The organism is Mycobacterium sp. Root265 (genome assembly GCF_001428895.1).
Classification (GTDB): Bacteria; Actinomycetota; Actinomycetes; order Mycobacteriales; family Mycobacteriaceae; genus Mycobacterium.
This window is the reverse complement of sequence record NZ_LMJA01000013.1, coordinates 1-19,328: the sequence shown is the minus strand read 5'-3', so window position 1 is coordinate 19,328 and position 19,328 is coordinate 1. Positions and strand designations below refer to the sequence as shown.

Genomic DNA, 19,328 nt, shown 5'->3' with positions numbered 1-19,328 from the left:
GAGGTCCTTTCAGGACAGGGGAAGGAAGAGGGCGGGGAAATCTGCGACCGAGGCCACGACGTGGGTGGCTCCGGCGGCGGTCAGGGTGTCGGCGTCGTGGGCGCCGGTCAGGGTGCCTGCGACGATCGAGGCGCCGGCGCGCAGGCCGGACAGGATGTCGCTGGTCGTGTCGCCCAGCACGGCGACCTTGGCGACATCGTCGATGCCGGTGCGCAGCAACGCGTTCAGGATCAGGTCGGGATAGGGGCGCCCGCGCCCGCCGTCGCCGGGGGCGAGCACCAGGTCGGCGATGTCGGCCCAGTCGAGCGCGTCGATGATGCGCTGCTGGGTGGCTGGGCTGAAGCCGGTGCTGAGTGCGACCTTCACGCCGGCCTCGCGCAATCGGGTGATCGCCTCGGTGGCGCCGGGCACCGGGGCGATGCCGCCGTCGATGCTGTCGGTGTAGGCCTGCTCGAAGGTCGCGTTGGCCTGCTGGGCGCGGTCCTCGGCGCCGAAGAGGTGGCGGAACACCTCGATCTTGGACTGGCCCATGGTGTCGCGTACGTAGGTGCGGGCCGATTCGCGTTCCTCGCCGGACCCGGGCACCCCGACGGCGGTGGCGGCCTCGTCGAAGGCGCGCAGCACCAGTCCGTCGTCGGTCACGGTGGTGCCCGCCATGTCGAGCACGGCCAGTTCGATCGGTTGCATGGTGCCACCCTGACAGTTGGTCTATACCAAGGCGTGTATCGATGGCGAACGGTCGGTGAACAACACTCGACAGCTTGGTCTAGACCATGGTCTATGCCAGCGTTTGCTATGGTCAGAAGGGTGATGAGCAGCGCGCAGCCCCGGGTGCTGAAGCATCAGGTCGTGCGCGCGCAGCTCGATGGGATGCTGGACGGGCTGCAGGTGGGCGACCCGTTCCCGGCCGAACGCGAGATCGCCGAAATGTTCGACGTGGCCCGCGAGACGGTCCGTCAGGCCGTCCGGGAGCTGCTGCTGGCGGGCCGGGTCGAACGGCGCGGGCGCACCACCGTGGTCGCCGCCCCCAAGCTGTTGCAGCCGCTGGGCATGGGGTCCTACACCGAGGCCGCCCGCGATGAGGGGCACAGCGTGGACCGGTTCCTGGTCGGCTGGACGCACCTGGAAGCCGACGAGGTGCTTGCCGGGGTGTTGCGGGTGGAGGTGGGTGCACCGGTGATCCAGCTCGAGCGCGTCTTCACCACCGACGGGGTGCGGGTCGGGCTGGAAACCTCGAAGCTGCCGGCCCAGCGCTATCCCGGCCTGCGCGAAACATTCGACTACCGGACCTCGCTGTACGCCGAAATCCGCAGCAGGGGAGTGACATTCGGGCGCACGGTCGACACCATCGACACCGCGTTGCCGGACGCGCGGGAGTCAGCGCTGCTCACTGTCGACGCGCGCACCCCGATGTTCCTGCTGAACCGGGTGTCCTACGACCAGCACGGTGTCCCGATCGAGCAGCGGCGCTCGCTGTACCGCGGGGACCGGATGACCTTCACCATCACCATGGAGGACCGCTAGTAGGACTTGCCGTCGGCATAGCGCTGCCTGCGGAAGGCCCGTCCGCTGCCGCGGTTGCGGCTCTTGTAGGTCGGCAGTTGCGAGTCGCAGTTCGGGCAGACCAGCCGCAGGTTGTCGCGCCAGTTATTGGTGGGATTGCCATCGATATGGTCTACGACCAAAGTGAGCGGCAGTCCCTGCCAGGTGCTCGATGCGCCGCATATGGCACAACAGCCTGATTGGGCCTCGGCGAGGTAGGTACGCACGTAGTGGCCTCGACTGCTGCCAACCCATGCTGCGCCGGTCTCGAGCCAGAGCTTGACACTGGCATTGCGCCGGGCAACCGCCTGGCACGCGTTATTGCAATAGATTTTCTGGCTGCGCCTGGAAAGCGTTGCGCCGCAGCCGAGGCAGATTCTCATGATCAGAAATTACGGACAACCACCGACAAGTACCGTGTGGAGCCCCCGGTCGGGATTGAACCGACGGCCGTCCGCTTACAAGGCGGAAGCTCTACCACTGAGCTACGGAGGCGGGTGGAACGCGCTACAGCTTAGCGTTCCTCGTCGATGATCCGTTCGGAGACCACGGCGCGCGGTCCGCTGTTGCTGCGCCGGCTGCGCTGACGCGGCAGCGGGATGCGCCCGGCGATATTGCTCAGCGGGTTGACCACCTGGCTGAGCGTGATGACGGCCTCGTGCAGCGCGTCGATGGTCGGCGCCAGCGCCTCCAGGCCGGGTGCCAACCGGTTCAGGGTGTCGGCCACGTCGGCCAGCTTGAGCAGCGGGCCGTCCGGATCGGTCAGGGTGTCCAGCAGGCCGCCCTCGGACAGGAGGGTGTCGGCGACGCCGTTCTCGCGCAGGATCCGCTCGATCAGGCCGTCGTCGGCGAGCAGTTGGTCGGCCAGTCCGCCGGGCGCGATCACCCGGGAGAGCGCGCCGCTGTCGGTGGTGAGGCGATCGATCAGGCCGCCCTCGGCGGTGATCTGGTCGACGAGTCCCCCCTTGGCCAGGGCGCGACCCACCGGCCCGTTTTCGGAGAGCAGCTGTTCGGCGACACCGTCCTCGCGCAGCGCCCGCTCCACCAGGCCCTCGTCGGACAGCAGCCGGTCGGCCAGCCCGCCCGGCGCGATCACCCGCGAGACGACGCCGCCTTCGACGGTCAGCCGGTCCACCAGCCCGCCCTCGGCGGTCACCTGATCGATCAGGCCGTCCGGGGCCAGTGCCCGCGCGACCGGTCCACTCTGGGCATTGAGCCGGTCCAGCAGTCCGCCGGGAGCGGTGAGCTGATCGACGAGGCCGCCCGGGCGGAGCAGCTGGTTGAGTGGGCCTTCCGGGGCCAGTGCGCGGCCCAGCGGGGCATCGTCGTCCATCAGCCGGGCCAGCCGGTTCGCCCGGTCGACGGCGTCGTCGATGCCCAGCATTGCGGCAAAGGAGGAGGTGCCGCCGGACGGGTTGGTCTCCGAAAGCGACCGCTGGACCACCTTGAGGGTGCCACCTGCGATGTTGAGACCCAGATCGGCGACGGCGAGCCCGACCCGCACCGGGGCCGTAGCAACCTGCACGATCGAATTGGCCAGGTTCATGCCGTCAGTCTAGGGCGACGCGGAACCGCATTCTCAGCAAGTTCACAACTACTACGCAGCTTCGCTTCATGCAAAGGGAGGACTGTATAGGGATGGCAATGGCGGCGATTTCGGAATCAGCGGACAGCATCCCCGAGGCGCGGGTGCTCGTCGTCGACGACGAGACCAATATCGTCGAGCTGCTCTCGGTGAGCCTGAAATTCCAGGGTTTCGAGGTGCACACCGCCTCCAGCGGCACCGATGCGCTGGACAAGGCCCGTGAAGTCCGCCCTGACGCGGTGATCCTGGACGTGATGATGCCCGGCATGGACGGCTTCGGCGTGCTGCGCCGGATGCGCGCCGACGGTATCGACGCCCCCGCGTTGTTCCTCACCGCCCGCGACAACCTGCAGGACAAGATCACCGGCCTGACCCTCGGCGGCGACGACTACGTCACCAAGCCGTTCAGCCTGGAAGAGGTGGTGGCGCGGTTGCGCGTCATCCTGCGGCGCGTCGGCCGCGGCGTCGAGGAGCCCCGCAACGCCCGGCTGTCCTTCGCCGACATCGAACTCGACGAGGAGACCCACGAGGTGTGGAAGGCCGGCGAGCCGGTGTCGCTGTCGCCCACCGAGTTCACCCTGTTGCGCTATTTCGTCATCAACGCGGGCACCGTGCTCAGCAAACCGAAGATCCTCGACCACGTGTGGCGCTACGACTTCGGCGGTGACGTCAACGTCGTGGAGTCCTACGTCTCCTATCTGCGCCGCAAGATCGACACCGGCGACAAACGATTGCTGCACACGCTGCGAGGCGTGGGCTACGTCCTGCGCGAACCGCGCTAGTCGCGGGGGATGACCAAGGGGCACGCGCACGAGCGGAGCGACGAGGAAACGCGTCCGAGCGAGCGAAGCGACGAGGGAAAACTCGCAGGCGGAGTTCCGCTGCGGGTCGGTCTGGTCGCGGTCACTCTGGTCCTGGTCGGCCTGGGCCTGCTCGCGTCGGGGGTGGCGGTCACCTCTTTGATGCGGCACACCGAGATCCAGCGGATCGACCAGACCCTGCTGGAGGCATCCGGCGGCTGGGCGCGGGCGCCGATGAACGCGCTCACCATCGCCCCCGACCCCAGCCCGGCCTATCCGCCGTCGACCTTCTACGTGCGCGGCACCGACGCCGACGGCAGCGTGCGGCTGGCCGTCAAGAGTGGCGCCACCGATCCGGCACTGCCGGCGAACAACGATGTCGGCCCGAATCCGGTGACCGTCGGCTCCGATGACGCCTCCGGGATCGAGTGGCGGGCCGTCACGGTCGGTGGATCGAACGGGACACTGACCACCGTCGCGATCGACCTCACCGAGGTCGAATCCACCATGCGCGCCCTGATCTGGTCGCAGTTCGCCATCGGAGCCGCCGTGCTGTTGGTGCTCGGGGTGGTCGGTTACGCGGTGGTGCGCCGCAGCCTGCGCCCGCTGGCGGAGGTGGAGCAGACCGCCGCCGCGATCGCCGCCGGCGAGTTGGATCGTCGTGTGCCGCAACGTGATCCGCGTACCGAGGTGGGCCGGCTGTCCCTGGCGTTGAACGGCATGCTGGCGCAGATCCAGCGCGCGATGGCGTCCTCGGCGCAGTCCGCGGAGATGGCGCGCCAATCTGAGGAGCGGATGCGGCGGTTCGTCGGTGACGCCAGCCACGATCTGCGGACCCCGCTGACCACCATCCGCGGCTACGCCGAGCTGTACCGCCAGGGTGCGGCCCGCGATACCGAGATGCTGATGGGCCGCATCGAGAGCGAGGCCGGCCGGATGGGCCTGCTCGTGGAGGACCTGCTGCTGCTGGCCCGCCTCGACGAGCAGCGCCCGCTGGATCAGCGCCGGGTCGATCTGCTGGCGCTGGCCAGCGATGCGGTGCACGACGCGCAGACGGTCGCGCCGGAGCGCAAGATCCGGATGGAGGTGTTCGACGGCCCGGGCACCCCCGAGGTGCTCGGCGACGAGGCGCGTCTGCGGCAGGTGTTCAGCAATCTGATGTCCAATGCCGTGCAGCACACTCCGCCGTCGGCGGGGATCACGGTCCGGGTGGGTACCGACGAGGACGACGCGGTGCTGGAAGTCTGCGATGAGGGTCCCGGTATGAATGCCGAAGATGCTCAACGGGTTTTCGAGCGCTTCTACCGCGCGGACTCGTCACGGACCCGTTCCAGTGGAGGATTCGGGCTGGGCCTGTCGATCGTCGACTCGCTGGTCGAGGCGCACGGCGGTGCGGTATCGGTGGACACCGCACCCGGGCACGGCTGCCGGTTCCGGGTCAGCTTGCCCAGGATCGTCGACGTCGCGGCTCAGCCCAGCTGAGCCAGCGCGGCCTTGATCTTGGCCTGCGCCTCGTCCAGGGACTCCGGTGACGGATTGCGATCGACGGAAGCAAAACCGAAATCGCTGAGGTTGCGCGCCGGGAACACGTGCACGTGCAGGTGCGGGACCTCCAGGCCGGCGATGATCACACCGGACCGTTCGGTGTCGAACGCCTTGCACACCGCCTTGCCGATGCGCTGCGATACGGCCATCACCCGGCCGAACAGGGCGGGGTCGAGGTCCTGCCAGTTGTCCACCTCTTCGCGCGGTACCACCAGCGTGTGGCCCTGCGTCATCGGTTCGATGGTCAGGAACGCGACGATTTCGTCGTCCTCGTAGACGAATCGCCCCGGGATATCGCCGTTGATGATCATGGTGAATACGGTCGCCATGTGGTCGAGCATAGGCGGGTCGCTCAGCCAATTCACGGCCGCGCCATTTATGCTGATCTTGACCGCCACCTAGGCGCACTCCGCAGAAACCGACGTGCCGGAGCCACAACTCGGGAATCCGTAGCCCTCACGGGCGACCTGGACGATACCGACGGGATGTTCTGGCTCATGCAGAAGCCGATGACAGATGCCGTGCTGTTGCACGAGCTCGAGCCGATTGCCGCGGACAACCTGAACCGGCATCTGGACACCACCAAGGACTGGTATCCGCACGACTATGTGCCGTGGCAGGAGGGCCGCAATTTCGCGGCCACCGGCGGCGCGGACTGGCATCCCGAGCAGTCGTCGCTGGGCGAGGTGGCGCGCGCGGCGATGATCACCAACCTGCTCACCGAGGACAACCTGCCGTCCTACCACCGCCAGGCATCGGGCAGCTTCTCCCAGGATGGTCCCTGGGGCGCCTGGGTGAATCGCTGGACCGCCGAAGAGAACCGGCACGGTATCGCCCTGCGTGATTATCTCGTCGTCACCCGCGCCGTCGACCTGGGTGCGCTGGAGCGGGCCCGGATGGAGCATGTGACCAACGGGTTCGCGGCCACCAAAGAGGAACTGGCCAAGCACGATTCGGATTTCCTGATGTCGGTCTCCTATGTGACGTTCCAGGAGCTGGCCACCCGGGTGAGCCACCGCAACACCGGAAAGGTCTGCGACGACCCCATCGCCGACCGGCTACTGGGCCGGATCGCCGCCGACGAGAACCTGCACATGGTCTTCTACCGCAATATCTGTGATGCGGCCCTTGATCTTTCGCCGGATCAGGCGCTGGAGGCGATCGCCTCGGTGGTGGAGAACTTCCGGATGCCCGGGCAGGGCATGCCCGACTTCCGGCGCAACGGGGTGATGATGGCCAAGCACGGTATCTATGACCTGCGCCAGCACATGGACGAAGTGGTGATGCCGGTGCTGCGCAAGTGGCGGATCTTCGATCGGACGGACTTGAGCGCCACGGGCGAGGCCCGCCGCGAGCAGCTGGCGACGTTCCTGGAGGGCCTGGCCGTCAATGTCGTGCGGTTCGAGGAGCAGCGCGATCGGCTGCTCGCCCGTGAAGCGGCCAGGCGCGAGCTGCGGGCCAGCTGAGCTGGTCTACCGCTTGCCGATCAGGCCGTGCACCTCTTCGACGGTGTACGGCGCGGTGTCGTGGTGGTCCCGGTAGCCGATGAAACCCGGTGCGGGGCGGGTGAACTCACCGACGAAACCGCCCGCGGCGATGAAGATCCGACCGGTGACGTCCATGGCCAGATCGCTGGCCAGATAGGCGTAGGTGGGGGCGACGTACTCGGGCGGGCCGGCGTCCAGGGCGCCCTGCAGGCTCACGTCGTCGAGCAGCCCGCGGCGGTTGAGCTCAGTGACGTGCTGTTCGTAGTCGGCACCGGTCGACAGCCGGGTCTTCGCGCCGGGGCAGACCACATTGGCTCGCACATTGTGGGCCTTGAGTTCGGCCGCGATGGCCAGGGTGAGGCCGTTTACGCCGCCCTTGCCCGCCGGGTAACCGGTGCCGCCGTAATCGCCGAGGAACGCGAACGAGCTGGTGTTGACGATCGTCCCGGACCGCTGCGCCACCATGTGCGGGGCGGCCGCCCTGGCGACCTCGAACGCGGTGACCAGATGGGCGTCGAGCAGTTCGCGGAAATCGGCACTGCTCACCGTCAGGATCGAGGAGCCGGACGGTTCTGCGGTGCCCGCACAGTTGATCAGGATGTCGATGCTGCCGAACTCGGTGACACAGGCATCCACCAGTGCGTCGGCGACCTGTGGATCGGCCGGGGAGCCGGCGTGACCGATACCCGAAACACGCTGGGCGGCTTCGTGCACCGCGTCCGGGTCGCGACCGTTGACAACCACCCGCGCGCCCTGGGCGGCGAGCAGTTCGGCGACCGCGAGTCCGATACCGCGGGTGCCGCCGACCACGACCGCGGCGCGGCCGGCGAGCAATCCACTAATCGGCTTTCTCTCCCTCGGCGAACGTCATGGCATCCATGTTCCAGTACCCGCGCAGGTTCGTGATCAGACCGGCGTCATCGACCCGATAGGTGAACACGCCGCGCACGGTGGCGGTGAAGCCGTTCGGAAACTCGGTGCGCAACACCAGGATGTAGGCGATCTCGGTCGGCGAGCTCGACGGGAACGTCTCCTCGCAGGTGATCGTCAGGGTGTTGGGACCGATGTTCGCGTCGTAGAACGCGGCCAGCGCTTCCTTACCCCGCACCCCGGTGCCGTCCGGGTTGGTGACGGCCTCACCGATCGGGTCCTCGACGACGATGTCCTCCGACATCAGCGCCAGCCATCCCTCCCGGTCACCGGACTGCACGCAGCGCCACGAGTTTTGTGACGCTGCGACAACGGGAGACATTTCCATCGTCTCGGTCACCGCGTTCTACCGATCCGCGTCGGTGTAGCGGATCACGCCGCGGATGTTGCGACCCTCCAGCATGTCCTTGTAGCCGTCATTGATCTGTTCGAGCTTGTACTGGCGGGTGACCATGTCGTCGAGGTTGAGGCGGCCGGCCTTGTACATCGACAGCAGCAGCGGGATGTCGTGATGCGGATTACCGCCGCCGAAGATGGTGCCCTGCAGGTTCTTCTGCAGCAGGGTCAGCATGGCCAGGTTCAGCGTCACCTGGTTGTCCATCAGCCCGCCCATGGCGGTCAGCACGCAGGTGCCGCCCTTGGAGGTGATGGCCAGGTAGTTGTCGATATCTTCGCCGTGCAGCTCGCCGACGGTGACGACGACCTTCTTGGCCATCCCGCCGTGGGTGGTCTCGGCGATCCCGCCCATTGCGGCAAAGATGTCCGGGTAGACGTGGGTAGCACCGAATTTCAGCGCCTGATCGCGCTTCCACTCCACCGGGTCGATCGCGAAGACGTGCCGTGCACCGGCGATGACCGCGCCCTGCAGCGCGGACATGCCCACACCGCCGACGCCGACGATGGCGACATCCTCACCGGGGCGGATGTCGGCATTGCGGACCGCCGAGCCGTAGCCGGTCGTGACACCGCAACCCACCAGGCAGGCGACCTCGAACGGGATGGACGGATCGATCTTCACGACCGAGCTCTTGTGCACCACCATGTACGGGCTGAAGGTGCCCAGCAGGGTCATCGGGTAGACATCCGCGCCGTCGGCGACGGTCTGCACCCGGAAGGAACCGTCGGAGACCGACGCGCCACCGAGGAGTCCGGCACCGAGATCGCACAGGTTGCGCATGCCGGCCTGACACGACGGACATTCACCACAGGACGGGATGAACGACAGCACCACGTGATCGCCCGGGGCGATGTGCTCGACGCCGGGGCCGACCTCGGTGACGACGCCCGCGCCCTCGTGACCGCCGAGCACCGGGAAGCCGGCCATCGGGATGCCACCGGTCACCAGGTGGTGATCCGAGTGGCACATGCCCGAGGCTTCCATCTGGATCTTGACCTCGTCCTTGCGGGGGTCACCGATCTCGATCTCCTCGATCGCCCAGGGCTGGTTGAACTCCCTGATGAGAGCGCCTTTGGTCTTCATCCGCATGTGCCTTCCACTAGAGCTTCGATGCCCCCAGACTAGAGCCATTAGTTACGTGCGTCACAGCCACCCCCAATCAACTGCTTGGCCGGGTTTTCACCAGATCGGGACGGGCGCCTGACCCAGCGGGTAGTAGCCGGGCAGCTTCTCGCCGGCCAGCGAACGTTCGATGCGCTTCTGCATGGTGGGGGTGAGGTCACCGGATTCGATGAGCTTCAGGAATGCCTTCTGGACGTGCCCGAAGTCGAAGAAATCGCGCTGCCATTCGATGAGCAGCTCGTCGTTCAGCCGGAACCAGCTGCCGCCGATGCCGTAGATCTCGTCACGGGTGCCGTCGGTCTTGTTGGCGATCTGCTTCCAGAATCCGACGATCTCGTTCTGCTTCTCGTCGATGAGCGTCTTCTGGTACTCGTAGACCCAGTTCTCCAGGCCTTCCATCTCCAGGCCCAGTGCGACGTCGCGGATCTCGTCGCGGTTGACGCACATGACGTCCTCTTTGGGGCCGATGTTCCAGCCGTAGGTGGCGTCCTCGGTGTAGAACTCCGCCATCGGCTTCCAGTCGCCGGCTGCTTCGGCGTCCTGGTTGGCCTTGAGCCAGCGCTGGACCCAGTCTTCGAGTTGTTCGCGTGACGCCATTGTCATTCTCTCCTAGTCTTTTTCAATCAGGGTCAGGGCTCGGGTGGGACACATGTCGACAGCCAGCTCCACGGCATCGCGGAGCTCGTCAGGGGGTTCGGGGTCGAGGATCTCGACGACACCGCGTTTGGGCACCTTGAACACGTCTGGTGCCTCCAGCTCGCACATGGCGTGGCCCTGACACAGGTCCTCGTCGAGTTCTATCCGGTAGCAGCCCATCTCAGGCCTTGACGCGCTTGCGGTAGCGCACCTTGGCCGGCTGCGCCAACTGCACCACCATCTTCGAGTGGTCGTTCTGGTAGCTCTCCGGCGGCTGCGACAGCTCGAACTCATACTCGCGCAGCAGCACCGAGAAGATCGCCTTGATCTGCATCTGCGCGAACGCGGCGCCCACGCAGCGGTGCTTACCCGCGCCGAACGGGATCCAGGTCCACCGGTTGATCAGATCTTCCTGGCGCGGCTTCTCATACCGGCTCGGGTCGAAGGCATCCGGATCCGGGAAGTCCTCGGGGATCCGGTTGGAAATCGCCGGGGAGGCGGCCACCATCTGGCCCTTGCGGATCGGATGGCCGGCCACTTCGAATTCGTCCTGGGCGACCCGCATCAGGATGATCAGCGGCGGATGCAGGCGCAGGGTCTCCTTGAGTGCGTTGTCGATCTTGGGGATCTGGCGCAGCGCATGGAAACTCACCTCCTGGCCGTCGGCGTAGAGCTCGTCGAGTTCGGTCTGGACCTGCGCGTAGAAGTCGGGGTGGCGCAGCAGTTCGATCAGCGTCCACGACGAGGTGCCCGAACTGGTGTGGTGGCCGGCGAACATCAGCGAGATGAACATGCCGGTGACCTCGTTGGCGGTGAAGCGCGGATTGCCCTCTTCGTCCTTGATGGAGACCAGCACGTCGAGCAGGTCGCGATCGCTCTTGTCCGTGGGCGGGTTGGCGATCCGCCCGTTCATGATCTCCTGCACCAGCGCAACCAGTTTGACCCGCGACTCGTCGCGAATGCGGAAGCTCTCGATGTCCAGGTACGGGTCGACGTAGCAGAGCGGGTCGGTCCCACGCTCCAGCTGGTGGTAGTACTGGGCGAAGCGACTGTCGAGCTGCTCGCGGAACTTCAGTCCGATGAGGCAGGCGGTCGAGGTGTAGATCGTCAGTTCCGAGAAGAAGTCCAGCAGCTCGATCTCGCCTTCGTCGCCCCAGTCGGCGATGATCTTCTTGACCTCGTTCTCGATGGTCGCGGCGTGGCCCTTCATCTGCTCGCCGCGCAGCGCGGTGTTGTGCAGCATCTCGGCCCGGCGTTCGGGATCGGCGTCGAACACGACACCCTCGCCGAAGATCGGGGTCATGAAGGGGTAGGCCTCGGCCTGGTTGAGTTCACTGTCATTGGAGCGGAAGAAGAACTCGTTGGCCTCGGCGCCGGACAGCAGCACCACCTGCTTGTCGGCCAGCTGGAACCAGCCGGCGTCCCCGCATTCGTTGCGGATGCGCCACATCAGTCCGATGGGGTCGGTGCGGAACTCTTCCAGGTGGCCGTGCTCCTCGGCCTCGCCACCCGAAACGCGTTCCACCTCTCTGAGGTCGCTCATGTCGCAGGCATCCCTTCTTCGCCGAGGGCGAGCTTCTGGCGGTCGGTGACGTCGGCCAGCGGAGCCTCGGGCTGGAGCTCCATGTTCGCGATGAAGCCGCCGCGGGGCGTCTCGGCGACGAACGCGATGGCACGAGCGAGGTCGTCCGCGCGCAGGAAGTAGTCGTGGCGCGCCTGGCCCCACTTGGCCCAGTCCTCGAGCGCGGGGCCGATCAGCTCGGCGGGCAGGCTCCAGCCCATGGAGGTCTTGGTGGGGCCGGGATGCACGATCGACGCGCGCACGCCGGTGCCTTCCAGTTCCATCTGATAGTTGTTGACCATCGCGACCAGGGCGGCCTTGGCCGCACCGTAGGCGCCCATGTGTGGCCGCTGGCGCAGCGAGACATCGGATCCCACGAAGATCAGGTCACCGCGGCGGCGCTCGATCATCCCGGGCAACACCGCGGAGGCCACCCGGTTGGCGCCGACCAGATGGATCTGGATCTGTGAATCGAACTGCTCGGTGCTGATCGAGTCCAGCTTGCCGAAGTAGGTGTCGCCGGCGCCGGCCACCAGGACCTCGATATCGCCGAGTTCGGAGGTGGTCTGCTCGACGGCGGCCTTCACCGAATCCGGATCGGTGACATCGAGGTGCACGGCGATCGCTTCGCCGCCGTCGGCGCGGATCTGGCCGACGATCTCATCGAGCTTCTCCACCCGGCGGGCACCGAGCGCCACCGGGAAACCGTTGCGGGCGAGCCTGATCGCGGTCGCCTCGCCGATACCGGAGGAGGCGCCGGCGACCAGGGCGGGACGACGGTCGGGTAGGGGTTCAAAACGAGGCATGCAGCGGGCCTTTCAGCGGAGCTGGACGGTGATCGGGAGATGGGCGAATCCGCGGACGCTGCTGGAGTGGACGCGGACGGCGTTGGCCTCATCGACCTCATATCCGCGGATTCGCTTGAACAACTCGGTCAGTGCGACCCGGGCCTCCATGCGCGCGAGATGCGCACCGAGGCAGAAGTGGGCGCCACTGCCGAAACTCACCAGCTTCGGACCGATTTCGCGGTCGATGCGGTATTCGTCGGGGTTCTCGAAGACGCGCTCGTCGCGGTTCGCCGAGCCGATCAGCAGGACCAGAACATCGTCTTTGGGGACCACGGTGTCATAGAAGGTGAGGTCTTCGACGACCGCGCGGGCCAGGATCTGGCTGGAGGCGTCATAGCGCAGCGTCTCTTCGACCCACGGGGTGACCAGGTCGTGGTTGTCGAACACCGGGGCCAGCTGGTCGGGATTCTTGTAGCCCCAGAAGGCGGCATTGGCAAGGAGTTTGGTGGTGGTCTCATTGCCCGCGACCACCATCAGGAACAGGAACGCCATGATCTCGTCGTCGGTGAGCTTGTCCCCGTCGATCTCGGCTTCCACCAGTGCCGAGGTCAGATCGTCGGAGACGTTCTTGCGGCGCTGCTTGACCATATCGGCGTAGTAGACCAGCAGTTCACCGGAGGCCTCGATGGCCGAGGTGGGCACATCGGCGACGCCGTCCTCGCGGTGCATCACGCCGTCGGCCAGCGCCCGGATCCGGACCCGGTCCTCGTCGGGCACCCCCATCAGTTCGGAGATGACATCCATCGGGAGCTTGCCCGCGAACTCGTCGACGTAATCGAAGGAGGGGCTCTGCAGTGCCGCATCCAGGTGCTGGTGCGCGATCTCGGTGACCCGGCCTTCGAGCTCGCGGATGCGCCGCGGGGTGAAGCCCTTGGAGACCAGCGTGCGCAGCCGCAGATGGCCGGGATCGTCGAGGGCCAGGAACGACATCACCCGGTGGGCCTCGTCATTGCGGGAGATCGGATCAAGCGCCACGCCATGCTTGTTGGACAAGGTGACGCTGTTCCGGAAGCCGGCCACCACGTCCTTGTGCCGCGACAGCGCCCAGAAGTTGCGCTGCTCGTTGTGATAGAGCGGGGCCTCGTCGCGCAGTCGCTTGTAGTACGGGTACGGGTCTTCGTGGAAGTCGTAATCGTAGGGATCGAGTATCGGTGGGGCTGTTTCGAGGCTCAACGGTTCTCTCCGAGCATGAGGCTGACCGAATACGTGAGCCGGTCGGCTATCTGGTGGTAGGTGAACGCGCCGCTACCGGCGTTGACAAGCGCTCCGAAAAACGTCATCTCCAGGGCTGAGACGATGCGCGGATCGGCATCGGGGCCGACCGCCGAACGGATGCGCTTGTGGATCTCGGCGCCGATACGGTCACGGACGGTGCGCACGGCGGGGTCGCTGCCTCCGCCCAGCAGGGCGGTGGTGCAAGCGGCGGCGACCTCGGGTTCATCGGCGACGACCATGGTCAGGGCGCGTACCGCCTTGTCGACGCGCGTGGTCATCGAGTCGTTGACATCGGTGAAATAGGGCACCTGCTTGACCAGGTCGAGGTAGACCTCGGCGATCAGATGATTCTTGGACGAGAAGTACGTGTAGGCGGTGGCCGGCGCGACCTTGGCGCGGGCCGCGACGGCGCGGACCGTGAGATCGGCGTAGGACGATTCGCGCAGCATCTCGACGCCCGCCGCGAGCACCTTGCGGAAGGTTTCTTCCTGCCGCCGGTTGCGCGGCGTTTCCACTGGCTCGCCGTCTGTCTTGGCTGTGACGGCAACCACCGAATCGCTGGACACATGTCCAAGTTATCGGAAAGGGTCGCCGATGGGCAAGCGATCGCCCGAAATTCCCAGTACAGCAGCATCGATCCGGCAGCGGAGCGCGTGCGGGTGAGGGCCGGCCTTGCCACCGCCGCGCGGGTGAGGTTATGGTGCGGTGGATTGTTGTCGGACACTTGTCCAGAGAATATGGGTCACCAAAACCTAGGAGTGGGATGTCGATTCTGGCGGATCGCGAGAGCCGGTTGTTCATAGACGGCAAGCTCGTCGCCGGAAGCGGGGGGACCTTCGAGACGGTCAACCCCGCCACCGAAGAGGTCCTGGGTGTCGCGGCCAACGCCGACGAGGCAGACATGGGCGCGGCCATCGGCGCCGCCCGCTCCGCCTTCGACGAGACCGATTGGTCCACCAACACCGAACTGCGGGTGCGCTGCCTGCGCCAGCTTCGCGAAGCGCTGCAGGCGAACCTGGAGGATCTACGGGAGCTGACGATCAGCGAGGTGGGTGCTCCACGCATGCTGACCTCCGGTGCGCAGCTGGAGGGCCCGATCGACGATCTGGCGTTCTCCGCCGACACCGCCGAGAACTACCCATGGCGGTCGGATCTGGGATACGCGACACCGCAGGGTATTCCGACCAACCGCGTCGTCGCGCGGGAAGCCGTCGGCGTCGTCGGCGCCATCACCCCGTGGAACTTCCCGCACCAGATCAACCTGGCCAAGGTCGGCCCGGCGCTGGCCGCAGGCAACACGCTGATCCTCAAGCCCGCCCCGGACACCCCGTGGGTGGCCGCCGTACTCGGCGAGATCATCGCCGAGCACACCGATTTCCCCGCCGGCGTCATCAACATCGTCACCTCCGATGACCACGGCGTCGGTGCGCTGCTGTCCAAGGACCCCCGGGTGGACATGGTCTCGTTCACCGGATCGACCAACACCGGCCGGGCCGTGATGACCGACTCGGCGGTGACCATCAAGAAGGTCTTCCTGGAACTGGGCGGCAAGTCCGCCTTCATCGTGCTCGATGACGCCGACCTGGGCGGCGCCTGCGCCATGGCGGCCTTCACCGTCGCCATGCATGCTGGGCAGGGCTGCGCGATCACCACCCGCCTGGTCGTCCCGCGGGCCAAGTACGACGCGGCCGTCGAGGCCGCCGCGGCCACGCTCGGCGGAATCAAGCCGGGTGACCCCAACAGCAAGCGCACCGTGTGTGGCCCGGTGATCTCGGCGCGCCAGCGTGACCGTATCCAGGGCTATCTGGACTCCGCGATCGCCGAGGGCGGCCGCTTCGCCTGCGGCGGCGGGCGCCCGGCCGACCTGGACACCGGCTTCTTCATCGAACCGACCGTCATTGCCGGACTGGACAATTCGGCGAAGGTATCGCGCGAGGAGATCTTCGGCCCGGTGCTGACGGTGATCGCCCACGACGGCGACGACGACGCGGTACGCATCGCCAATGATTCCCCGTACGGACTGTCGGGCACGGTGTTCGGCGGCGACGACGAACGCGCCCAGGCGGTGGCGTCGCGGCTGCGGGTCGGCACCGTCAACGTCAACGGCGGCATCTGGTACTCGGCGGACGCGCCCTTCGGTGGCTACAAGCAATCCGGGGTCGGCCGCGAAATGGGTGTGGCCGGCTTCGAGGAATACCTGGAAACCAAACTCATCGCGACCATCGCGACCTAGACACATACACAGGCGGAGAGGACATCATGGCGCAGTACCCGGAATTCAAGGACAAGGTCGGCATCATCACCGGAGCCGGCGGCGGTATCGGTCAGGTCTACGCCGAGGCGCTGGCACGTGAGGGTGCGGCCGTCGTGGTGGCCGATATCAACCTCGAGGGCGCCCAGAAGGTCGCCGACGGTATCAAGGGCGAGGGTGGCAATGCGCTCGCCGTTCGGGTCGACGTATCCGACCCCGAATCGGCCAGGGAGATGGCGGCACAGACGCTTTCGGAGTTCGGTGGCATCGACTACCTGGTGAACAACGCGGCCATCTTCGGAGGTATGAAGCTGGACTTCCTGGTCACCGTCGATCCGGAGTACTACCGCAAGTTCATGAGCGTGAACCTCGACGGCGCACTGTGGTGCACGCGTGCGGTCTACAAGAAGATGGCCAAGCGCGGTGGTGGCGCGATCATCAACCAGTCCTCCACGGCGGCCTGGATGTACGCCAACTTCTACGGTCTGGCCAAGGTCGGCATCAACGGCCTGACTCAGCAGCTGTCCCGTGAGCTCGGCGGGCAGAACATCCGCATCAATGCCATCGCGCCGGGACCGATCGACACCGAGGCCAACCGCACCACCACACCGCAGGAAATGGTCGCCGACATCGTGAAGGGAATTCCGTTGTCCCGGATGGGCCAGCCGGAGGACCTGGTCGGTATGTGCCTGTTCCTGCTGTCGGACCAGGCGAAGTGGATCACCGGGCAGATCTACAACGTCGACGGCGGACAGATCATCCGGTCATGAGCGATGACGTGAAGCTCGGCTATATCGGTCTGGGCAACCAGGGTGCCCCGATGGCCAAGCGGCTGGCCGACTGGCCGGGCGGGCTGATCGTCTTCGACGTCCGCACCGAGGCGATGACGCCGCTGGTGGAACTGGGCGCCTCGCTGGCCGACAGTATCGCCGATGTCGCCAAGGCCGACGTCATCAGCGTGACCGTGCTCAACGACGCGCAGGTGCGCGATGTGGTGACCCAGCTCGGCGAACACGCCGCGGCGGGCACCGTCATCGCCATCCACTCCACCATCGAGCCGGGTACTGCGCCCGAGCTGGCCGAGCAGCTGCGGCCCAAGGGTATTCACATCGTCGACGCGCCGGTCAGCGGGGGAGCCGGTGCTGCCGACAAGGGTGAGCTGGCGGTCATGGTGGGCGCCGACGAAGAGGCCTACAACACGGTCAAGCCGGTGTTCAAGAAGTGGGCCTCACTGGTCGTGCGCGCGGGCGAGCCGGGCGCGGGCACCCGGATGAAGCTGGCCCGCAACATGCTCACGTTCATCGGTTTCGCCGCCGCGAACGAGGCACAGTTCCTGGCCCAGGCCGCCGGTATCGATCTGCAGAAGCTGGGCCGGGTGGTGCGGCACAGCGATGCGCAGAGCGGCGGGCCCGGCGCGATCATCCTGCGCGATGACATGTCCCCGCTGGCGCCCGATCATTGGTTGTTCGACATGTTCACCCATACCCGCGGTCTCGGCGAGAAGGACCTGGCGCTGGCGCTCGGCTTGGGTGAGGCTGTGGGAGTGGATCTTCCGTTGGCAGAGGTGGCCTTGCAGCGCCTGGCCGATGGTCTCGGAGTACCGCACACGAAGGAGTCGTGAGTATGACCGATCGTCGCAAGCAGGGCCTGCAGAAGATGAACGAGGTCTACGGCTGGGAGATGCCCGACATCCAGGGCGACCCGTACTTCGATCTGACCGTCGAGCATCTCTTCGGCACGATCTGGACCCGACCGGGACTGTCGATGCGGGACAAGCGTCTGCTGACGCTCGCCGCGGTGACCGCGGTGGGCAACTCGGATCTGGCCGAGATCCAGGTCAATGCCGCGCTGCACAACGGGGAGATCACCGCCGAGGAGCTCAAGGAGGTCTCGGTGTTCCTGACCCATTACCTGGGTTTCCCGCTGGGCTCCAAGCTGGACGGGGCGGTCAGCAAGGTGGTGCGCAACCGCAAGAAGGCCGCCGAGAAGGGCGGCGCTGAGGACAAGAAGAGCAACGTGAACGCCGCGGTGAAGATGCACTCCGGGAAGTCCCTCGATGATGAGTAGATATGCCTCGCTCACCCGTGACGAGCTGGCGACGTTGGTTCCCGAACTACTGCTGATCGGTCAGTTGATCGACCGGTCCGGAATGGCCTGGTGCATCTCATCGTTCGGCCGCGAGGAGATGCTGCAGATCGCGATCGAGGAGTGGGCGGCGTCCAGCCCGCTCTACACCCGGCGGATGCAGAAGGCGCTCAAATACGAGGGCGTCGACATCTTCACGCTCTTCAAGGGGCTGCAGCTCGACATCGGTGCGCCGCCACAGTTCATGGACTTCCGCTACGTCGTGCACGACCGCTGGCACGGCGAGTTCTACCTGGATCACTGCGGTGCACTGCTGGACGTGGAGCCGATGGGCGAGGACTACGTCAAGGGCATGTGCCACGACATCGAGGACCCGACCTTCGATGCCACCGCGCTGGCCACCAACCGCAAGGCGCAGGTCCGGCCCATCCACCGGCCGCCGAGGGCATCGACCGATCAACACCCGCATTGCCGGTGGACCGTCATCATCGACGAGTCCTACCCGGAGGTGCCGTTCATCCCGGCGATGGACATCGTCGGCGCCACCCACGCCCACTCGATCGATCTCGACCCGATCGACCCGAACGACGAAGGCATGTCCGACTATTCGGGCGATCTGCTCGCCGACGTCGACTTCGGCGCGTTCTCCCACTCGGCACTGGTCCGGATCGCCGACGAGGTGTGCATCCAGATGCACCTGCTGGTGAAGTCCTTCACGATCGCTGTGGAGAAACGCGCCAAGGATGATGCGGCACTGGCCCGTTCGATTCGCACCAAGCAGCTGATCGGCATTGCCGGGGTGGCCGCGGAGCGAATCCACAAGGCGCTCAAGCTGAGCAGCGATGCCCAGGGCGCGCTGCGGGTGCTGGAACTGCACCCGCTGCTCAACCCGGCGGCCTACGTGTCGGCCGATGTCGACCCGGGCTTCGTTCATGTGCGTCGCTCGCCGGCCTACGAGGACGGTTCCTGGATCTCGCTGGTCTCGCCGGTCGTGGACGCCCCGCTGCAGGCCATCGTGCAGGCCGTCGACCCGCACCTGCGTGCCGAGGTATCGGGTACCGACTCGGACTGGACCGTGCGCGTCATCAGCACCGATACGGCGGCCAAGAAGTTGCCCGAGGTCGAGGTGTGCGAGTTCAGCGGCGGCGCATCCTGGGTGTTCGAGGAGCGTAAGTCGTTGCCGCTCACCGTCGTCTAGCGATTGGTGGAGTTTTCGTCGGACCTGTTCCGATGTGGTGTCTCGGGACATCGCGTACACATATGTCTCAAGACATCGCTCACACTGATGATGCCGGATGGGGTTCACGGTCGCGGTAGGTCCGTG

22 protein-coding genes and 1 tRNA gene are annotated in these 19,328 nt (G+C 66.3%); 9 read left to right on the top strand and 14 right to left on the bottom strand.

Features of this window, described 5'->3' with window-relative positions; translation table 11 throughout:
• Positions 1 to 9 precede the first annotated feature (9 nt).
• Positions 10 to 687: a phosphonatase-like hydrolase gene (locus tag ASE48_RS14410; protein WP_057167794.1), complete on the bottom strand. Its 678-nt coding sequence runs from the start codon at positions 685 to 687 to the stop codon at positions 10 to 12.
• 123 nt (positions 688 to 810) lie between these two features.
• Here ASE48_RS14410 and ASE48_RS14405 point away from each other — a divergent pair, with 123 nt between their 5' ends.
• Positions 811 to 1,524, top strand: coding sequence for a GntR family transcriptional regulator (locus ASE48_RS14405; RefSeq protein WP_327049650.1), 714 nt, complete (start codon positions 811 to 813; stop codon positions 1,522 to 1,524).
• Here the strand turns inward: ASE48_RS14405 and ASE48_RS14400 are convergent.
• The 3 genes from ASE48_RS14400 to ASE48_RS14390 all read right to left on the bottom strand — a co-directional run bounded on the left by ASE48_RS14400 (position 1,521) and on the right by ASE48_RS14390 (position 3,088).
• Entirely contained in the window at positions 1,521 to 1,919 is a 399-nt protein-coding gene (locus ASE48_RS14400) for an HNH endonuclease (RefSeq protein WP_200962158.1), read from the bottom strand. The genes ASE48_RS14405 and ASE48_RS14400 overlap by 4 nt on opposite strands.
• A gap of 43 nt (positions 1,920 to 1,962) precedes the next feature.
• Positions 1,963 to 2,037, bottom strand: a tRNA-Thr gene (locus ASE48_RS14395).
• 19 nt (positions 2,038 to 2,056) lie between these two features.
• Entirely contained in the window at positions 2,057 to 3,088 is a 1,032-nt protein-coding gene (locus ASE48_RS14390; RefSeq protein WP_057167792.1) for a hypothetical protein, read from the bottom strand.
• A 92-nt stretch (positions 3,089 to 3,180) separates the two neighbouring features.
• On the opposite strand from ASE48_RS14390, the gene ASE48_RS14385 reads away from it, so the two are divergent.
• Both ASE48_RS14385 and ASE48_RS14380 read left to right on the top strand, forming a co-directional pair.
• Positions 3,181 to 3,909 (top strand): response regulator transcription factor, encoded by a 729-nt coding sequence (locus tag ASE48_RS14385; protein WP_057167791.1) that lies wholly within the window; start codon positions 3,181 to 3,183, stop codon positions 3,907 to 3,909.
• Positions 3,910 to 3,918: 9 nt separating this feature from the next.
• Positions 3,919 to 5,409: a sensor histidine kinase gene (locus ASE48_RS14380; protein ID WP_082614201.1), complete on the top strand. Its 1,491-nt coding sequence runs from the start codon at positions 3,919 to 3,921 to the stop codon at positions 5,407 to 5,409.
• Here ASE48_RS14380 and ASE48_RS14375 read toward each other — a convergent pair.
• Positions 5,397 to 5,801, bottom strand: coding sequence for an HIT family protein (locus tag ASE48_RS14375; RefSeq protein WP_057167854.1), 405 nt, complete (start codon positions 5,799 to 5,801; stop codon positions 5,397 to 5,399). The two genes, ASE48_RS14380 and ASE48_RS14375, sit on opposite strands and share 13 nt — an antisense overlap.
• A gap of 180 nt (positions 5,802 to 5,981) precedes the next feature.
• Here ASE48_RS14375 and ASE48_RS14370 point away from each other — a divergent pair, with 180 nt between their 5' ends.
• Positions 5,982 to 6,938, top strand: a complete 957-nt coding sequence (locus ASE48_RS14370) for an acyl-ACP desaturase (protein ID WP_442928723.1) — start codon at positions 5,982 to 5,984, stop codon at positions 6,936 to 6,938.
• 6 nt (positions 6,939 to 6,944) lie between these two features.
• Here the strand turns inward: ASE48_RS14370 and ASE48_RS14365 are convergent, their stop codons facing one another.
• The 9 genes from ASE48_RS14365 to ASE48_RS14325 form a co-directional block, all read right to left on the bottom strand.
• Positions 6,945 to 7,793 carry an SDR family NAD(P)-dependent oxidoreductase gene (locus ASE48_RS14365; protein WP_057167790.1) on the bottom strand — a complete coding sequence of 283 codons (849 nt, stop codon included), beginning with the start codon at positions 7,791 to 7,793 and terminating at the stop codon, positions 6,945 to 6,947.
• Between the two features lie 4 nt (positions 7,794 to 7,797).
• Positions 7,798 to 8,217: a nuclear transport factor 2 family protein gene (locus ASE48_RS14360; RefSeq protein ID WP_057167852.1), complete on the bottom strand. Its 420-nt coding sequence runs from the start codon at positions 8,215 to 8,217 to the stop codon at positions 7,798 to 7,800.
• Between the two features lie 18 nt (positions 8,218 to 8,235).
• A complete protein-coding gene (locus tag ASE48_RS14355; RefSeq protein ID WP_057167789.1) occupies positions 8,236 to 9,369 on the bottom strand; it encodes an NDMA-dependent alcohol dehydrogenase in 1,134 nt (377 codons plus the stop codon).
• A 96-nt stretch (positions 9,370 to 9,465) separates the two neighbouring features.
• Entirely contained in the window at positions 9,466 to 10,005 is a 540-nt protein-coding gene (locus tag ASE48_RS14350; RefSeq protein WP_057167788.1) for a nuclear transport factor 2 family protein, read from the bottom strand.
• Between the two features lie 12 nt (positions 10,006 to 10,017).
• On the bottom strand, positions 10,018 to 10,224 hold the full coding sequence (locus ASE48_RS14345; protein ID WP_057167787.1) for a ferredoxin: 207 nt from the start codon (positions 10,222 to 10,224) through the stop codon (positions 10,018 to 10,020).
• A gap of 1 nt (position 10,225) precedes the next feature.
• On the bottom strand, positions 10,226 to 11,587 hold the full coding sequence (locus ASE48_RS14340) for a cytochrome P450 (protein WP_057167786.1): 1,362 nt from the start codon (positions 11,585 to 11,587) through the stop codon (positions 10,226 to 10,228).
• The gene (locus ASE48_RS14335; RefSeq protein ID WP_057167785.1) at positions 11,584 to 12,411 is read right to left on the bottom strand and encodes an SDR family oxidoreductase; all 828 of its coding nucleotides are present in this window, start codon (positions 12,409 to 12,411) and stop codon (positions 11,584 to 11,586) included. Before ASE48_RS14335 ends, ASE48_RS14340 begins: the two co-directional genes overlap by 4 nt.
• 12 nt (positions 12,412 to 12,423) lie before the next feature.
• Positions 12,424 to 13,626, bottom strand: a complete 1,203-nt coding sequence (locus ASE48_RS14330; protein ID WP_057167784.1) for a cytochrome P450 — start codon at positions 13,624 to 13,626, stop codon at positions 12,424 to 12,426.
• Complete coding sequence (locus ASE48_RS14325) at positions 13,623 to 14,234, bottom strand: TetR/AcrR family transcriptional regulator (RefSeq protein ID WP_057167783.1); 612 nt, start codon at positions 14,232 to 14,234, stop codon at positions 13,623 to 13,625. Before ASE48_RS14325 ends, ASE48_RS14330 begins: the two co-directional genes overlap by 4 nt.
• 197 nt (positions 14,235 to 14,431) lie before the next feature.
• Here ASE48_RS14325 and ASE48_RS14320 point away from each other — a divergent pair, with 197 nt between their 5' ends.
• From ASE48_RS14320 to ASE48_RS14300, 5 genes are read left to right on the top strand one after another with little or no spacing between them, the layout of a single operon-like run.
• The gene (locus ASE48_RS14320; protein ID WP_057167782.1) at positions 14,432 to 15,901 is read left to right on the top strand and encodes an aldehyde dehydrogenase; all 1,470 of its coding nucleotides are present in this window, start codon (positions 14,432 to 14,434) and stop codon (positions 15,899 to 15,901) included.
• 26 nt (positions 15,902 to 15,927) lie between these two features.
• Positions 15,928 to 16,689, top strand: a complete 762-nt coding sequence (locus tag ASE48_RS14315; protein WP_057167781.1) for an SDR family oxidoreductase — start codon at positions 15,928 to 15,930, stop codon at positions 16,687 to 16,689.
• Positions 16,686 to 17,540: an NAD(P)-dependent oxidoreductase gene (locus ASE48_RS14310; protein ID WP_057167780.1), complete on the top strand. Its 855-nt coding sequence runs from the start codon at positions 16,686 to 16,688 to the stop codon at positions 17,538 to 17,540. The genes ASE48_RS14315 and ASE48_RS14310 overlap by 4 nt, the downstream gene beginning before the upstream one ends.
• Positions 17,541 to 17,542: 2 nt before the next feature.
• Positions 17,543 to 17,986, top strand: coding sequence for a carboxymuconolactone decarboxylase family protein (locus ASE48_RS14305; protein ID WP_057167779.1), 444 nt, complete (start codon positions 17,543 to 17,545; stop codon positions 17,984 to 17,986).
• Positions 17,976 to 19,202, top strand: coding sequence for a hypothetical protein (locus ASE48_RS14300; RefSeq protein ID WP_057167778.1), 1,227 nt, complete (start codon positions 17,976 to 17,978; stop codon positions 19,200 to 19,202). The genes ASE48_RS14305 and ASE48_RS14300 overlap by 11 nt, the downstream gene beginning before the upstream one ends.
• Positions 19,203 to 19,328 lie beyond the last annotated feature (126 nt).

Bases quoted from the DNA above. Each gene is read 5' to 3' on its own strand.
- ASE48_RS14360 (WP_057167852.1), bottom strand. From the start codon at position 8,217: ATGGAAATGTCTCCCGTTGTCGCAGCGTCACAAAACTCGTGGCGCTGC.
- ASE48_RS14300 (WP_057167778.1), top strand. From the start codon at position 17,976: ATGATGAGTAGATATGCCTCGCTCACCCGTGACGAGCTGGCGACGTTG.
- ASE48_RS14390 (WP_057167792.1), bottom strand. From the start codon at position 3,088: ATGAACCTGGCCAATTCGATCGTGCAGGTTGCTACGGCCCCGGTGCGG.
- ASE48_RS14350 (WP_057167788.1), bottom strand. From the start codon at position 10,005: ATGGCGTCACGCGAACAACTCGAAGACTGGGTCCAGCGCTGGCTCAAG.
- ASE48_RS14410 (WP_057167794.1), bottom strand. From the start codon at position 687: ATGCAACCGATCGAACTGGCCGTGCTCGACATGGCGGGCACCACCGTG.
- ASE48_RS14375 (WP_057167854.1), bottom strand. From the start codon at position 5,801: ATGGCGACCGTATTCACCATGATCATCAACGGCGATATCCCGGGGCGA.
- ASE48_RS14385 (WP_057167791.1), top strand. From the start codon at position 3,181: ATGGCAATGGCGGCGATTTCGGAATCAGCGGACAGCATCCCCGAGGCG.
- ASE48_RS14340 (WP_057167786.1), bottom strand. From the start codon at position 11,587: ATGAGCGACCTCAGAGAGGTGGAACGCGTTTCGGGTGGCGAGGCCGAG.
- ASE48_RS14320 (WP_057167782.1), top strand. From the start codon at position 14,432: ATGTCGATTCTGGCGGATCGCGAGAGCCGGTTGTTCATAGACGGCAAG.
- ASE48_RS14305 (WP_057167779.1), top strand. From the start codon at position 17,543: ATGACCGATCGTCGCAAGCAGGGCCTGCAGAAGATGAACGAGGTCTAC.
- ASE48_RS14380 (WP_082614201.1), top strand. From the start codon at position 3,919: ATGACCAAGGGGCACGCGCACGAGCGGAGCGACGAGGAAACGCGTCCG.
- ASE48_RS14405 (WP_327049650.1), top strand. From the start codon at position 811: ATGAGCAGCGCGCAGCCCCGGGTGCTGAAGCATCAGGTCGTGCGCGCG.
- ASE48_RS14315 (WP_057167781.1), top strand. From the start codon at position 15,928: ATGGCGCAGTACCCGGAATTCAAGGACAAGGTCGGCATCATCACCGGA.
- ASE48_RS14310 (WP_057167780.1), top strand. From the start codon at position 16,686: ATGAGCGATGACGTGAAGCTCGGCTATATCGGTCTGGGCAACCAGGGT.
- ASE48_RS14355 (WP_057167789.1), bottom strand. From the start codon at position 9,369: ATGAAGACCAAAGGCGCTCTCATCAGGGAGTTCAACCAGCCCTGGGCG.
- ASE48_RS14335 (WP_057167785.1), bottom strand. From the start codon at position 12,411: ATGCCTCGTTTTGAACCCCTACCCGACCGTCGTCCCGCCCTGGTCGCC.
- ASE48_RS14345 (WP_057167787.1), bottom strand. From the start codon at position 10,224: ATGGGCTGCTACCGGATAGAACTCGACGAGGACCTGTGTCAGGGCCAC.
- ASE48_RS14370 (WP_442928723.1), top strand. From the start codon at position 5,982: ATGACAGATGCCGTGCTGTTGCACGAGCTCGAGCCGATTGCCGCGGAC.